The organism is Bacillus sp. AF23, from assembly GCF_020861455.1.
GTDB classification, from domain to species: Bacteria; Bacillota; Bacilli; order Bacillales; family Bacillaceae; genus Bacillus; species Bacillus halotolerans.
The window spans coordinates 130,410-144,872 of record NZ_JAJHVY010000036.1 but is presented as its reverse complement, the minus strand read 5'-3'; the positions used below and the strand labels follow the sequence as shown (position 1 = coordinate 144,872).

Here is a 14,463-nt window from a genome sequence, read left to right as displayed (position 1 = left end):
GATGAACATGAAAGTTCGTTGGGAACTTGGGTGGAACCACGGGTTAATCACACACACTCGTCCCTTATAAGAGGGACGGGTGTGTTTTTTTATATACATATAGAAATGCGATGAAAAGGACATGAATGATATTTACGGTTTTCAGAGAGGGAAGGAAAGGTGCGAGCTTCCCAGCTTAGGAATATCATTTACCGCCTTGGAGCAGCGTTGGGGAACAGTCAGTATCCAATGCCGTTTATGCTGCGTTACAGCACCGAGCCGATGAACATGAAAGTTCGTTGGGAACTTGGGTGGAACCACGGGTTAATCACACACTCGTCCCTTACAGAGGGACGGGTGTGTTTTTTTATATACAACAATGAATAAGGAGTGTTTGAAATGAGTAAACATGTTAGTATTCAGCTTCCGGACGGACAGGTAAAGGAATATCCGAAAGGCACTACAGTCAAAGAGGCGGCTGCGTCCATCAGCTCCAGTTTGGAAAAGAAAGCAGCAGCGGGGCAGGTTAATGGCCGGCTCGTTGATGTCAGCTTCAAGCTGGAGGAAGATGCTGAGCTTTCAATTATCACACTGGATTCTCCAGAAGGCTTGCAGGTGCTTCGCCATACATCAGCGCATGTGCTGGCTCAGGCAGTGAAACGGCTGTACGGCGAAGCGTACTTGGGGATAGGGCCTGTCATTGAAGACGGATTTTATTATGATATGAAGCTTGATCGGAGTCTGACTTCCGGAGATTTAGAGGCCATCGAAAAAGAGATGAAGCATATTATAAACGAAAATATGGATATCAAGCGAATAGAGGTTTCTTACGAGGAGGCTGAAGCGCTTTTTGCAGAGAAAGGCGAGCCGTTTAAGCTGGAAATTTTGAAAGACATTCCGCGCGGGGAGAACATGACGCTGTATCAGCAGGGAGAATTTGTTGACCTGTGCCGCGGGCCGCATCTTCCTTCGACAGGAATGATCAAGGCGTTCAAATTAACACGGGTGTCGGGTGCTTATTGGCGAGGAGACAGCCAAAATGAAGTCCTTCAGCGGGTGTACGGTGTTGCGTTTCAAAAGAAAAAAGATCTCGAGGCGCATCTGCATATGCTGGAAGAAGCAGCGAAACGGGATCACCGCAAGCTGGGAAAACAATTAGAGCTGTTTATGTTCTCGGAAGAAGCCCCGGGGATGCCTTTTTATTTGCCAAAAGGGCAGATTGTCCGCAATGAGCTGGAACGCTTTTCGCGTGAACTGCAAACAAATGCCGGCTACGCCGAGGTGCGTACGCCGTTTATGATGAATCAGCGGTTATGGGAGCAGTCAGGGCACTGGGACCATTATCGCGACAATATGTATTTTTCGGAAGTAGATCAGACTGCATTTGCAATGAAGCCGATGAACTGCCCCGGCCATATGCTCATCTTTAAAAACAGCCTGTACTCCTATCGGGATCTGCCGATTCGTATGGCGGAGTTCGGCCAGGTGCACCGCCATGAATACAGCGGTGCTCTAAACGGAATGCTCCGCGTCCGGACGTTCTGCCAGGATGACGCGCATATCTTTGTTCGGGAGGATCAAATCGAGAGTGAAATCAAAGAAGCCATTCGGCTGATTGACGAGGTATACCGCACATTCGGTTTCGAGTATACGGTTGAGCTTTCCACTCGTCCGGAGGATTCATCAGGTGAAGACAGCGTGTGGGAAATGTCTGAAAACGCCTTGAAACACGTCCTTGAGGATCTGGGTCTTCCTTATGAAGTAAACGCAGGGGATGGAGCGTTTTACGGAGCGAAAATCGATTTTCATATTAAAGACGCTCTGAAGCGGAGCCACCAATGCGCCACAATCCAGCTTGATTTTCAAATGCCGGAAAAATTTGATTTAACATATATTAATGAGCACAATGAAAAGGTTCGTCCCGTTGTCATTCACAGAGCGGTATTCGGCTCAATTGACCGTTTCTTCGGCATTCTGATCGAGCATTTTGGCGGAGCTTTTCCAGTCTGGCTTGCGCCGGTGCAGGTCCAAATTATACCGGTTTCCCACGTTCATATGGACTACTGCGAAAAGGTGCAGTCTGAGCTAAAGCGGCTCGGGATAAGAGTCAATATTGATGAACGCAATGAAAAGCTTGGCTACAAAATCAGAGAATCACAAATGCAGAAAATCCCGTACATGCTGGTGCTAGGGGATCAGGAAGTGAATGAAAAGGCCGTAAACGTCCGTCAATTCGGACATCAGAAGAGTGAACAAGTTCCTTTTCAGGTATTTAAAGAGAATATTGTCAAACAGGTGAAAAATCGAAGCATGTAGGAGAAAAGTTGCGAATTCGCTGTTTGCTTTTTTGACTTTCCCTATCTGGTATCAGTAAAATAATAAGTAATCATATCGTTCGTATGTTATGAATGCATCTCGAAATGGGGAAATCTACATGGATCATGACAAACTGGAAGCAAATTTGCTGGATCACGCACTTACAAAATATTTGAAAAGCACGAAGCAATTAGATGAAGCCACCGTTCCGAAACACGTAAATAATGTAAGAGGATTTATTCTGCGGATCATATACAGGCATGGGAGCTGCACCATAAAGGACATTCTAAAAGAGGTCACGCTGTCTCCGTCTGCCACCACAACCGCTCTGAATCACTTAGAGCAGGAAGGGTTTATTAAGAGATCCAGAAATAACAATGACCGCCGCACCGTTTGGATTACGCTTTCTGAATCGGGGCAGGCAGCGGCTCTTCAAATGATTCAAAATCGCCAGCAGCTGATTGACGGCATGTTTGAACGTTTGACTGCCGAAGAGAAGGCAGCGTTTTTAGCTATTATTGAAAAAATGACGAAATAGAGATGAAAAAGCCGGCTTGCGAAGCGCCGGCTTTATATCAGATTATTCCATATCGCTGAGGCGTTTGCCTGCGACCGCATAATGGTCTTTTCTCATTTCTTCTATAAAGACAACAATTTTTTCTTCAGAGGCACCGGTCGTTTCTTTCACGGCCTCTGTTACTTTCTCAACTAGATTGCGTTTTTGCTCGTCTGTACGGCCTTCAAGCATTTTGACGGTTACGTATGGCATAGGTGTGAATCCTCCTTTGTTATCGTTTCCTCTCTTTAGGAAAAGAGGCTTCTTATAGTATACTGAATAAAGTAAATTCTTGCATTTTTAGAAAGAGGGATATCTCACTTGGACCGTTTTTTATATTATCCGTTATCGTTAATGCCATACCTCGTCATCACGTTAATTGTTTCGTTTACAATGCATGAACTCGCTCACGCCTATGTCGCATACAAATTTGGTGACAATACGGCGAAAAATGAAGGAAGACTGACGCTGAATCCTATCAAACACCTTGATCCGTTCGGAACCATTTTGATCCTGGTGGCCGGCTTTGGATGGGCTCGCCCTGTTCCCGTCAATCGCCGTTTCTTTAAGAAACCTCGTCTGGCCGGCGTACTCGTATCCATTGCCGGGCCGATCAGTAACCTGATTCTTGCGTTCATCGGTTTCTCTTTGTTAGTGTTGATGCATGCTTACGGAATGGAACTGCTTGCGGCATTCAGTACAGGGCTGGACCAGTTCTTTTCAATCTGGATACAGCTGAACCTCGTTCTGTTTTTATTTAATCTGCTGCCGCTGCCGCCGCTCGACGGCTATCGTATTATTGAAGATCTCGTCCCGCCGGGGGCGCGTGCCAAGATGACGCAAGCGGAAAGCTACGGCTTTATCGTCTTTTTGGTACTGTTTGTGACACCGCTCGGATCTTACGTGCTTTGGCCATTGCTCAACGCCGGAAGAGATTCGATTTTACATTTGTTTTCAGCGATATTTCAACCGCTTTTGTAGGAGGTAGAACTCATGGAAGAAAAAAAGAAAAAATCAATCGGGTTTAATATTATCAAAAGTGATCCGACAGACGGACACGGCGGATTTGGCGTAGGGGCACTCAGCCTTGATAACATTTCCCCTGTATTCGTCGATGTAGAGGAAAAAGAAGCGTTCGTTGACATCGGCGCGATGCACGCCCGCAGCGTCGTTGAAAAAGGCATTAAATTTCTGCCTAATAAAGAAGATGTTCCAAACGGCAAACCATACTGGCTTGTGTGGGTGACGATTGACAGAAGAGAAGAGGGCCCTTATTACGCAGGGGTAACAGCCTGTGAACTGACGGTCGACAGAAGCATCAGAAGAGGCTACAAATCACTCCCGGAGCATGTGAATCTGATGGATAAATCGATGAAACGGAACATTATCATTGATAAAATGGATGACAGCTCGAAGCAAGTGCTTGGCGAATTTCTGAAAAATCATGACCAAGGCCTGTGGGAACGCTCTTCTGATGAATTGAAAAAAGGCCTGCTTCAAGAAGAAAATTAATTTGTGAACTTTATGTGAACTCTTAGAATATTCGAACTATTTTTCGTAAACATTGAGTAAACTGGTGATACAGAAACTAGGACATGGAAAATCCCGAGCCGAACCAAGACTCGGGGTTTTTCATTTTTTTTGACAGCAGATAGGGGAGATATCATGTTTCAAATGATGAGGATTGGTGATTGGGTCATTGAAGCGGACGTGGAGGAAACGAGAAGGCAGTATGAAAAAGATATTGACGATATGTGCGAATGTCTTCTCTGTGAAAATTACCGGGAAGCAATGAAAACACTGCCGCGTGAGAAGGCGCAAATGTTGGAGGATTTTGGTCTTCAGCCGTCTGTTTGTACGGATATTAATGAATTTGGACAGGAGGGTGACCTTCATCTTTATGTGGCCAGCTATTTTATTGTCGGACGTATTCTAGAAGGGAAAAAAGAATGGGATCCGGACCGTAACTGGTATATATCATTTGAAGTGCCGAGAGATGACCGCTTTATCCCCGAAGGATTCCCGAAACCGGTTCTCCAGCTTGACTGCGTGACGCTGCTCCCATGGATAATGGAAGAACCATATTAAATAACCCGGCATCCAGGCAGCCGGGTTATTTTTTAATGATTCCGTCCCAGCCATTTGTCCCACCACTTTTTCGGGGAAGCGGGCTTTTCCTTGACTGGATGCTGGTCTTTTGTTTGTTTGACAGGCTCTGAGCCGTAGCACACATTCGCTGGCTCTGTGCCTTTCACAAAATACGTGTAATGCTTGGCTGCGCAGCCGGGGCCGGAGGAGTAGCCTGTTGCCGGATCGATGTAGACGCCGGTCACGCCTTTTGGCGGTTTAAAGGCTGTTTCTGGTTCTCCTTTGAGCGCATCCTCCATAAACTCCGCCCAAATGGTTTTGGCGTAGTTTTTTTCTGCGACTGAGTCAATGGTGCTGTTTTTGTCATAGCCCGTCCATACACCCGCAGCCAGCTTCGGATTGAAGCCGATCATCCAGCTGTCTGCGCTTGTTGTGCCTGATTTTCCCGCATAGGTTCTTGTCAGGCGGTCCGCGATTGTCCGTCCTGTCACGGATGTATAGCCGTTTAAATCTGTATCAAACATGCCTGTCATCATATTAGCGGTTACAAAGGCAGCTTTTTCATCCAGCACTTGTTTATGCTGATTCGGGCTTTCGTACAGTACATGTCCGGCCGCATCAGTCACCCTTGTGATAAAGGTCGGTTCGATTTTCTTTCCGCCATTTGCCAGCATAGCATAGGCGTTAACCATCTCAATCGGGCGCACCGGTTCCGTGCCGAGGGCCAAGGATGGCAGCGCTTGGAGCTGCGCGGTGATGCCAAATTCCTTTGCCGCCTGAACGAGCTTGTTCATTCCGAGAAAGAGATGGGTTTTCACGGCATAAATGTTGTCAGACAGCGCCAGCGCCTGAAGAAGCGTAATCGGTTTGTTTGCGTAGTAACCGTTATAGTTGCTTGGAGAATAGGTTTCTCCCTTTGCATCGATTTGAAACTCGGTTTCTTCGCTTTTCATCAGTGTCACTGGCGTAAACCCGCTCTGGATCGCTTTATAATACAGTAACGGTTTGATTGTCGAAGCGGGCTGGCGTTTCGCCTGTGTCGTCCGGTCAAACGGGCTTTTTTGATAATCTCTGCCGCCGACAAGAGCGAGAACGTTTCCTGTGCGTGGATCAATGGCTGAAAATCCGACTTGAATGTCAGAACCGGGGTTAACCGTTTCGGTAATGGTTTCCTCGGCAATGCGCTGAAGCCGTTTATTCACGGTTGTATACACATTTAACCCGCTCGTTTCAATTTGCTCCCGTGTCATGCCGAGTTTTTTTTCCAGGTCTCTCATCGCATTATCATAGAAATAAGGCGCTTTTCTGCTGATGGCGTGTTTATTCAACGGTTGATAGGAAAGAGGCTCCTTGATCAGCTCGTCCGCTTTTTTGCGGCTGATCATCTGCTGCTTTTCCATCATCCGCACAATTGTTTTTTGGCGATCCTTGGCCTTTGTTTCATTGACATAAGGCGAATAGCCGGAAGGGCCTTTCGGAATACCGGCCAAAAGCGCCGCCTCCGCATCTGTCAGGTTTTTGGCATGCTTGCCGAAATAGAGGCGGGACGCGGCTTCGATGCCATAGGCGCCGTGGCCGTAGTATATCGTATTTAAATAGCCTTCTAATATCTCGTCCTTAGAATAGTTTTGTTCCAGACGAATGGTATAGAATGCCTCATTCCATTTGCGTTTCCACGTTTTGTCGTGTTCAAGATACAGGTTTCTCGCATATTGCTGGGTAATGGTGCTTGCGCCCTGAACCTTGGCCAGCGCTTTTAAGTCGGCCAGCGCCGCACCGGCCATGCGTTTATAATCAAAGCCATGGTGATCATAGAAGTTCTGGTCTTCAATCGCCACCGTCGCCTTTACAATCGTCGGATTCATGTCTTTTAAGGGGACCCAATAGCGTTTTTCGCCATAGTTCGTCTCCCCGAGTTTAGAGCCGTCGCTCGCAAACAAAATCGTGGATTGCGGCACTTGAACCGAGGGAGCGCCCTGGTATTTGGCTATCAAAATGACAGTCATAAACACAGCAGCTGCCGCTAAGCACGCGAAAGCCCCAAGAAAGATAAAGGCGCGAACGGTTTTGAGCGTCAGTCTCAGCCGTTTATTTGTCATTGCATCCACAATGGTTCCCCCTTTTTTTATGTTTCTACTATTATGAGAAAAAAAGATTGTTTTTAAACATCACATACCAGGACGCATCTTTACTTTTTCCCCGCCATCCTCTATACTTTTTCCTTAGGTGAAAATGCGATTTCAACCGGGAATAAAAGCTGAAAAGACGCTTACAATAAATGAATACAGCCTTGAAAGGGAGATGACAATTGAGCGAACTTTGGTACACAGAGAAGCAGACCAAAAACTTTGGCATTACATTGAAGGTTAATAAAACATTACATACAGAACAAACTGAGTTTCAGCATTTAGAAATGGTGGAAACAGAAGAGTTCGGCAACATGCTGTTTTTGGACGGCATGGTGATGACGTCTGAAAAAGACGAATTCGTTTATCACGAAATGGTGGCGCATGTGCCATTGTTTACGCACCCAAATCCGGAGCATGTGCTGGTTGTCGGCGGCGGTGACGGCGGCGTCATCAGAGAAATTCTGAAGCATCCGAGTGTGAAAAAAGCGACACTTGTTGATATTGACGGCAAGGTTATCGAATACTCTAAAAAGTTTCTTCCTTCTATTGCAGGAAAACTTGACGATCCGCGTGTTGACGTGCAGGTGGATGACGGATTTATGCACATTGCGAAATCTGAAAATCAATACGACGTCATTATGGTAGATTCAACTGAACCAGTCGGGCCTGCGGTAAACCTGTTTACAAAAGGGTTCTATGCCGGAATCGCGAAGGCGCTGAAAGAAGACGGCATTTTTGTCGCTCAGACGGACAACCCATGGTTCACACCGGAATTGATCACAAATGTACAGCGTGACGTGAAGGAAATCTTCCCGATTACAAAGCTGTATACGGCGAACATTCCGACATACCCAAGCGGTTTGTGGACATTTACAATCGGTTCGAAAAAATATGATCCGCTTGCAGTGGAAGACAGCCGTTTCTTTGACATTGACACGAAATATTACACAAAAGATCTTCATAAAGCGGCGTTTGTTCTGCCGAAATTTGTGAGTGACCTGATTAAATAATGAATGTATGGCGCAGGAGCGAATCTTGCGCTTTTTTACAGGAAAGCGAGGGTTTTATAGATGAGATTTGATGAAGCTTATTCAGGAAAAGTATTTATCGCGAGCCGTCCAGAGTGGGAAGAGGCGGACGCCATCCTTTACGGCATGCCGATGGATTGGACAGTGAGCTATCGTCCGGGATCACGCTTCGGCCCGGGAAGAATCCGCGAAGTGTCAATCGGCCTTGAAGAATACAGCCCGTATCTGGACCGTGATCTGGCGGACCTGAACTTCTTTGACGCCGGCGACATTCCGCTGCCATTCGGAAACCCGCAAAAAAGTCTTGATATGATTGAAGAATATGTGGACAGCATTTTAGAAAAAGGAAAATTCCCGATGGGTATGGGCGGGGAGCATCTCGTGTCATGGCCTGTCATGAAAGCAATGTATAAGAAATTTCCTGACCTGGCGATTATTCATTTTGATGCACATACGGATCTTCGCGTCGACTATGAGGGAGAACCGCTTTCTCACTCAACGCCGATCCGCAAAGCGGCAGAATTGATCGGACCGCAAAATGTGTATTCATTCGGAATCCGTTCCGGTATGAAAGAAGAGTTCGAATGGGCAAAGGAAAACGGCATGCACATCTCTAAGTTTGAAGTGCTTGAGCCGCTGAAAAAGGTTCTTCCGAAGCTGGCAGGCCGTCCGGTATATGTCACAATCGACATTGACGTATTAGACCCTGCTCACGCACCGGGAACAGGAACGGTTGACGCAGGCGGCATCACGTCTAAAGAACTGCTTGCATCCGTCCATGAAATCGCACGCTCAGAAGTAAACGTGATGGGCGCTGATTTAGTAGAAGTAGCTCCGATTTACGACCACTCAGAGCAAACGGCAAACACAGCCAGCAAAATCATTCGTGAAATGCTGCTTGGGTTTGTGAAATAAGAGAAACATCCAGACTCTTGTCTGGATGTTTTTTGTTCCCATGCTTTGCAAACATCTTATTCAAGGTGGAAAGAGGGGACGAAAAAAACCGCCGATAAAGGCGGTCTTAGATCATAGCACGTTGTGCAACATCAAAATGTTCTGTAGATGAATTTGATACTTCTACTGTGACAAATACAGCACTCACAGCTAAACAAGCGAGTAATAATTTATACTTCCATTTCATATAAATTCACCCCCCCTTGAATGTGCTGTCTTGCTTCTTCAACCTTTAAAAAATAAGTAGATGCTTTTTTGTAATTTTCCTGCTGATGATAATACTTAGCAACATCGAGTGCAAAGTCTTCAATATCAGCATACATCATTTTACTTTCAAGGAAAACAAAACATTTTTCTATTGCTGCTTCATCAGGTCCAGACAAGTATAAAGATTCCAAAAATTCAAACTCCGTTAAGTACACAGTGTCTCCGGCAGCTATTGAATAATCTCTTCCTTTTTTATGATATTCACAAGCGTTATCAATCTTGCCTAATTTAAAATAAATTTGTGTAATTAGGAAAAAAGCTTGTGGCAGTGAAGGAACCATTTTCGATTCTTCAAATACATGAATAGATTTTTTTACATACTCTATCGCTGATTCAAGACTGTGTTGGTTTTGCTTGCAAAGTGCAATATTATAAAGCGTTCTTCCCATTAGCTGCGGCTGCTGTGCCGCCTCAGCAAGTGTATAAGCTTTTTGGAAATGGGCAATTGCTTTATCATACTGTTTCAGATCCAAAAAGTTAGCTCCAAACAGGGATTGGCATTGAATCATTCTGATATCATATGTAGTTTGTTCATTGTATATTTCAAAGGCTTGACGTGCATAGTCCATGGACACATAAGTTTGCTTCATATAGTAATAAACTTCTGACATTTTGAAAAAGAACTCAGCTTTATCAATTTTATCTGTCACAAAAGTCAGTTTGCTCTCTGCTTTTTTAAAAAATTGAATGGCTAATATATATTCCCGGCGATCCAGTTCGTACATACCTCTGAAGAAATTAAAGTAGTATTCAAGCAGTCCGGTTAAACGAGCCTGTTTTTTATCAATCTCAAGCAGCAAATCGGACAGTCGCGGCTGTTCCTCTATCCGCATGTTTTCTAACGGTTCAAGATACTCAAGCATCAGATTGTGCCGGAATTCCATCAGTGAATAATACAAATGAAGATCCTGGTCTTCTTCCATTTGATCCAGCTCTTGTTTGATTTCTCTTCGTAAATATTCCGCATCCGGTATGCTGAATCGGCGTATGTACATATACCATTCATTAATCTTTTCTCCAACGGAAGAAGAAGATATGACACTTGTCACGTTTGAAAATCCCTCCCTTCATTATTCTATATATGTCATATTTTATCATCATCATTCTTGTGAGAAGCGCAAAAAAACCGCAATCTTTTCTTTCGTTACACCGCATGATGGCCGGAATTTCTTCAAAAACAGCTTTTACCCTCGGCTGTTTGTACAAGCAAATACATTCACCTTCCATATTCTGTTGTATCTGCGTGAGCAGTGTATGTCTGAAAAGGAAGTGATGAAATGAGGAAAAACAAGCTTTCCTTTAAAGAAAAAGCAGAAGCTGCACAAGATTGTTTATGTTTTTGTGAGGAAGAAACCAGTCGCGAAGCGATGTTTCAAGCGCCGATTGAATTGCCTGAGGGGTTTGTCGTTGATCCGGCTGAAGCTGTTGCAAACGTCACGTGGAATGCAGACAGCCTTTCTTGTGTCAGTGAACGTTGCTTAATTCAAACGGGGCCTGAGCCTGATGAAATCGGTGTTCAATTTGCAGTCCGCCTGCAGGGAACCGTTACGCTTCTTGTCAGTGTCTCACCTGTGCGAAACCAATATGGACAAGGGGAGGGGGCTGTTTCTGTCATTCACAATGTGGAGATCGATCAAGTTGTCTATTATTCTGATGAACCGGATGATTGTCCGGATGTCAGTGACATTACGATCGAGAACCTTGTTGTCGTCCCGCCATTTTACGGCAGTCCATTATCGGTGACGGGAACGATTGTGCTTGTACCTGAGCCGGAGCCCGAACCCGTTTATGCGTTCACAGCGAATCCAGATGATCAGTCGGTTTCTGTGATTGATACCAACACTCATACTGTTGTGACGACGATTTCTCTTCCATACCAACCTACAAGGATAGAAAAGGCGCCAGATAACACCTCTGTGTTTGTTTTGCATTACTATGATCGTGTCATTTCTGTCATCAGTCAAGACACATTGAGTGTTACAGCTTCTATTTTGCTGGATCAGCCGCCGGAATCCATATCTTTTATACCTGGACACGAATTTTTTTATGTTGTCGCTGGTGGTGCCATAAATGTGATAGGAATTGAAACCTTAACTGTTGAAAGGTCTATTCCTTTTGAAGGCTTTGATGTTGCAATTGATCCAAATGGATTGTTCGCGTATCTGCTTGGTTTCGGTTCAGTGCAAAGATTGGACTTAAACACAGGTGAAGTGACAGGAACTATTGAACGGGATCTTATCGTAAATGCCCTAGAAACGGGTTGGCCGGAACGTTACCTTTATGTATTAGAACAAGAATTCTTTTTCAATTATTTGACGGTGATTGATTTGAATACATTTACGATCAGCAGCACCCAAGAGCTGGAGTATGAAGGTGAATATGGAATGTTCAAGAGCGGATCAGGGGTGTATTTGTTTGATGATTTCACTCACAATCTATATTCCGTCAGTCCAAGTGGTGCAGGCGTAATAGGAAATCTTCCGCAATTGGCAAGAGACATTGCGTTTACCCCGAATGGCGAGTTTCTGTATGCAACAAATTTTATAGAGCAAAGCATCACTGTTTACAACACGGATGATTATTCTGTGGAAACTGTCATATCGCTTGGCGTTTCACCGAGTGACATTGCGATTTAATCAACTGGATATCTAAAAGGGATGAGAAATCATGAAAAAGAATGATCTTTCTGTTTTTGTGATGAAGATGCCAGTCGAGAAGCGCCATTTCAAGTGCCGATTGAAGTTCCGGAGGGGTTTGTCGTTGATCCTGCGGAAGCAGTCACTGCGGTTACATGGAGTATAGACGTGATGAGTGGTGAACTAGGACCGAAGGGTGTAACAGAGATCAGTTTGTCACCCTTGAGCAGGGGGTGGCTTTGACCGCCTATTTGAAACTTTGAGGACAATTGTATGTTCTCTGGATAGTACTAGGGCTTATTTTCCAGAGTCTTATAGTGAACCGTTTCTCATTAACAATGTATATGTCGTTAATACTGCCGCACAAAGGAAATTGCAAACGTGTCTCTTCCTAATGTCTATAACCTCACAGTAACATCCGAAAAAGCCCGGCGACAATGCAGTGACCGTGTACCGCACGAGTGATGATTCAGCCGTGACGGTCATTCCGGTTGGCGCCGGTCCGTCCTCGATTGCAATGTAGATGTTTTTATAGATCGAGAGAAGCAGGGCTGCGATAAGAGAATCGTTTATAAATAAAAGATCCGATCTGCTGGATGGCAGCTAAGATGATCAGAAACAGCAGTTCACTTATAGTAAAACTGAGCATCCACCAAATCCCGGCTCCTGTCAGCACTCCCACAAGCACTTTTCGGAACAGGTTTCCATGCTGAAAAAGCTGCAGCAAGTACGTTCGCATATAAAACAATAAATACAAAATCAGTAACACCGCAAGCCCCATTGTAACGGCAGGGGACGTATGAAAGCTGAAGGGAACGGCCTTGACGATTTCGAACATGCAGCCGAAAACGATGACCTGATACAATACAGCAGCCATCACATATGATTGGCGGATGCCCTTATAGCTGTCGCGCAGCAATTTTACATCGTCGGCATAACGGCTGCACAGCTTGCGATGCTGAAAGTCACAGCAGCTTTGATGAGACTGTGTGAGTTTCTGAAAAGCTGCTGTCATGTTTTTGACAGATTGCGTCACGTAGTGAAGATAGAGAAAGGCGGGAAGCATCAGTACGGAAGCGGCACAAGCCAACAGCCCAAGGCGGGCAGCGTCATTTTTGATCAGCTGTACATATTGGCCCGCGGCTTCGGCACCTGAGTGAAACCAGCCGAAGGAATAAGCCGCCATGGCCGCAAGCAGCAATAATAAAGTAAAGACAGTGCTTTTTTTCATTGTCTCATCACTTCTTTCTGGGGTACATGAATGACTGCTTTGTTAGAAGAAACCATTGCTTCAATGAGAGCCAAGAAATCATGAGAATTCATCTGCTGAATGGTGCGGTAAAGGCCGAGAAACGAGCAATCGTACTGTTCACATTCTGCCGCCCATTCAAAGCATTTACGCGCGTAATCACAGTCATAGATGATCGCGTTGACTAAAGAATCCTTGCCGTACTCAAGCCAGGCTTCGGTACGGTTTTTCTGCTGCGTAATATAGTAAGATGCCACATCGATGTATGCGGAAGAATGCGCCCCTTTACTGTGAAGGATCAAAAAGCCGCCATCCTCTGATAAGTGAACATCCGCTGACAGGCTTTGGATATTCAAGCGGTACGTTTGCCGGATCTCTTGAAAAAACGGCGAATCCATGTGAAACAGGATGCGAGAGGCAATGTCCCAATACAGCTTCAAGGTCAAAAGTCCGTTTTCTCCTGGGAGCGCCCCGATTTGTATTCCGGTCCAAGTGTCTTCCGGCCGCTCCAGATCACCCTTTACCTCTTTTGATGAGAGGGGAGGGCACGCAGGGACGATCTTTCTGTCAGAGCGGCTGCCAGAGCGCTTTTCCAGCCTGAGCTGAGAAGGCAAAAGAGTTTCCGCATCTTCTAGGCCGCCAATCAGAAACAGCGTCATCCGATGGGGCTGGTAGGCTGCAGCATAGGCTTCCTGCAGATCACAGATCGTCAGAGCCTCAATGTCTCTTTTTCTGCCTGCGGGGAAGATTGCGGCTGGTGAGGCAGGAGACAGCATCTGGATCAGCTGATAATGGTAATGAAGCTGGTGGTTGAGAAGCGCCGTATCTATTTCACTTGTAATCACGGCTTTTTCCTGAGCAATGATCTGCTCGTCAAACGAGTGGTTCCATAAAGCGTCAAGCAGGATTGGAATGGTTTGTCTGAGCCGATCCGGCAATGAGGTAAACATGAAATTTGTATCAGTGTAAGTGGTGAACGCATTCAACAGCGCGCCGTGTTCAAAAAAATCACTATACAGGTTCCGGCCGTTATGCCAAAAAAGGAGATGTTCTAAAAAGTGCGCTGTGCCATATGGCAGCATCCGGCTGCCGGTTTCTGACTGTAAGCGGACATCCCGGCTTCCAAAGCCGGTTTTGACATTGCACAGTCTTAAATGGGCGCGGGGGAATTGTAACCTGAATATTTTCATTCCCTTGTCTGTGTATCTGATATCGGTTCGTTCATCCAGCTGTTGAAAAAAGGCTTCCTTTTCCATATCTT

Annotated in this window: 14 protein-coding genes, 2 pseudogenes and 1 other annotated feature; of the genes and pseudogenes, 10 read left to right on the top strand and 6 right to left on the bottom strand. The window is 45.4% G+C overall.

The annotated features are described in order from the left end of the window. Positions 1 to 101: 101 nt before the first annotated feature. Positions 102 to 326: a binding site (T-box leader), on the top strand. Between the two features lie 52 nt (positions 327 to 378). Further along, a complete protein-coding gene (gene thrS, locus LNN34_RS19325; protein WP_229044219.1) occupies positions 379 to 2,295 on the top strand; it encodes a threonine--tRNA ligase in 1,917 nt (638 codons plus the stop codon). A 118-nt stretch (positions 2,296 to 2,413) separates the two neighbouring features. Further along, on the top strand, positions 2,414 to 2,833 hold the full coding sequence (locus LNN34_RS19320) for a MarR family transcriptional regulator (protein WP_044159831.1): 420 nt from the start codon (positions 2,414 to 2,416) through the stop codon (positions 2,831 to 2,833). Positions 2,834 to 2,875: 42 nt separating this feature from the next. Here the strand turns inward: LNN34_RS19320 and LNN34_RS19315 are convergent, their stop codons facing one another. Then, positions 2,876 to 3,064 (bottom strand): 2-hydroxymuconate tautomerase, encoded by a 189-nt coding sequence (locus LNN34_RS19315; RefSeq protein WP_003222038.1) that lies wholly within the window; start codon positions 3,062 to 3,064, stop codon positions 2,876 to 2,878. A gap of 108 nt (positions 3,065 to 3,172) precedes the next feature. Here LNN34_RS19315 and LNN34_RS19310 point away from each other — a divergent pair, with 108 nt between their 5' ends. The 3 genes from LNN34_RS19310 (at position 3,173) to LNN34_RS19300 (ending at position 4,939) form a co-directional block, all read left to right on the top strand. Further along, a complete protein-coding gene (locus LNN34_RS19310; protein WP_059292313.1) occupies positions 3,173 to 3,832 on the top strand; it encodes a site-2 protease family protein in 660 nt (219 codons plus the stop codon). 12 nt (positions 3,833 to 3,844) lie between these two features. Further along, entirely contained in the window at positions 3,845 to 4,363 is a 519-nt protein-coding gene (locus LNN34_RS19305) for a YwhD family protein (RefSeq protein ID WP_105954414.1), read from the top strand. A 153-nt stretch (positions 4,364 to 4,516) separates the two neighbouring features. Next, positions 4,517 to 4,939 carry a hypothetical protein gene (locus tag LNN34_RS19300; RefSeq protein WP_229044215.1) on the top strand — a complete coding sequence of 141 codons (423 nt, stop codon included), beginning with the start codon at positions 4,517 to 4,519 and terminating at the stop codon, positions 4,937 to 4,939. Positions 4,940 to 4,971: 32 nt separating this feature from the next. On the opposite strand, the gene LNN34_RS19295 is transcribed toward LNN34_RS19300, so the two are convergent. Then, positions 4,972 to 7,047 (bottom strand): transglycosylase domain-containing protein, encoded by a 2,076-nt coding sequence (locus LNN34_RS19295; RefSeq protein ID WP_229044213.1) that lies wholly within the window; start codon positions 7,045 to 7,047, stop codon positions 4,972 to 4,974. A gap of 200 nt (positions 7,048 to 7,247) precedes the next feature. Between LNN34_RS19295 and speE the strand changes: the two genes are divergently transcribed. Both speE and speB read left to right on the top strand, forming a co-directional pair. Next, positions 7,248 to 8,078, top strand: a complete 831-nt coding sequence (gene speE, locus LNN34_RS19290; RefSeq protein ID WP_198098141.1) for a spermidine synthase — start codon at positions 7,248 to 7,250, stop codon at positions 8,076 to 8,078. Between the two features lie 60 nt (positions 8,079 to 8,138). After that, entirely contained in the window at positions 8,139 to 9,011 is an 873-nt protein-coding gene (gene speB / locus LNN34_RS19285) for an agmatinase (protein WP_229044211.1), read from the top strand. A gap of 106 nt (positions 9,012 to 9,117) precedes the next feature. On the opposite strand, the gene LNN34_RS19280 is transcribed toward speB, so the two are convergent. After that, positions 9,118 to 9,237, bottom strand: coding sequence for a PhrC/PhrF family phosphatase-inhibitory pheromone (locus tag LNN34_RS19280; protein WP_024123223.1), 120 nt, complete (start codon positions 9,235 to 9,237; stop codon positions 9,118 to 9,120). Further along, positions 9,221 to 10,366 carry a tetratricopeptide repeat protein gene (locus LNN34_RS19275; RefSeq protein WP_044159817.1) on the bottom strand — a complete coding sequence of 382 codons (1,146 nt, stop codon included), beginning with the start codon at positions 10,364 to 10,366 and terminating at the stop codon, positions 9,221 to 9,223. Before LNN34_RS19275 ends, LNN34_RS19280 begins: the two co-directional genes overlap by 17 nt. Before the next feature lie 228 nt (positions 10,367 to 10,594). Here LNN34_RS19275 and LNN34_RS19270 point away from each other — a divergent pair, with 228 nt between their 5' ends. From LNN34_RS19270 to LNN34_RS19265, 3 genes and pseudogenes are all read left to right on the top strand, one after another. After that, entirely contained in the window at positions 10,595 to 11,953 is a 1,359-nt protein-coding gene (locus tag LNN34_RS19270; RefSeq protein WP_229044208.1) for a YncE family protein, read from the top strand. Between the two features lie 51 nt (positions 11,954 to 12,004). Continuing rightward, positions 12,005 to 12,130: pseudogene (locus LNN34_RS22035) on the top strand (hypothetical protein); the annotation flags it as partial. Next, positions 12,122 to 12,476: pseudogene (locus LNN34_RS19265) on the top strand (YncE family protein); the annotation flags it as partial. The pseudogenes LNN34_RS22035 and LNN34_RS19265, both read left to right, overlap by 9 nt. A gap of 6 nt (positions 12,477 to 12,482) precedes the next feature. Here LNN34_RS19265 and LNN34_RS19260 read toward each other — a convergent pair. Together LNN34_RS19260 and LNN34_RS19255 are read right to left on the bottom strand one after the other, a co-directional pair. Further along, positions 12,483 to 13,184, bottom strand: a complete 702-nt coding sequence (locus tag LNN34_RS19260; RefSeq protein WP_229044206.1) for a bacteriocin biosynthesis protein AlbG — start codon at positions 13,182 to 13,184, stop codon at positions 12,483 to 12,485. Next, positions 13,181 to 14,458 carry a M16 family metallopeptidase gene (locus LNN34_RS19255; RefSeq protein ID WP_229044204.1) on the bottom strand — a complete coding sequence of 426 codons (1,278 nt, stop codon included), beginning with the start codon at positions 14,456 to 14,458 and terminating at the stop codon, positions 13,181 to 13,183. Before LNN34_RS19255 ends, LNN34_RS19260 begins: the two co-directional genes overlap by 4 nt. Positions 14,459 to 14,463: the final 5 nt, after the last annotated feature.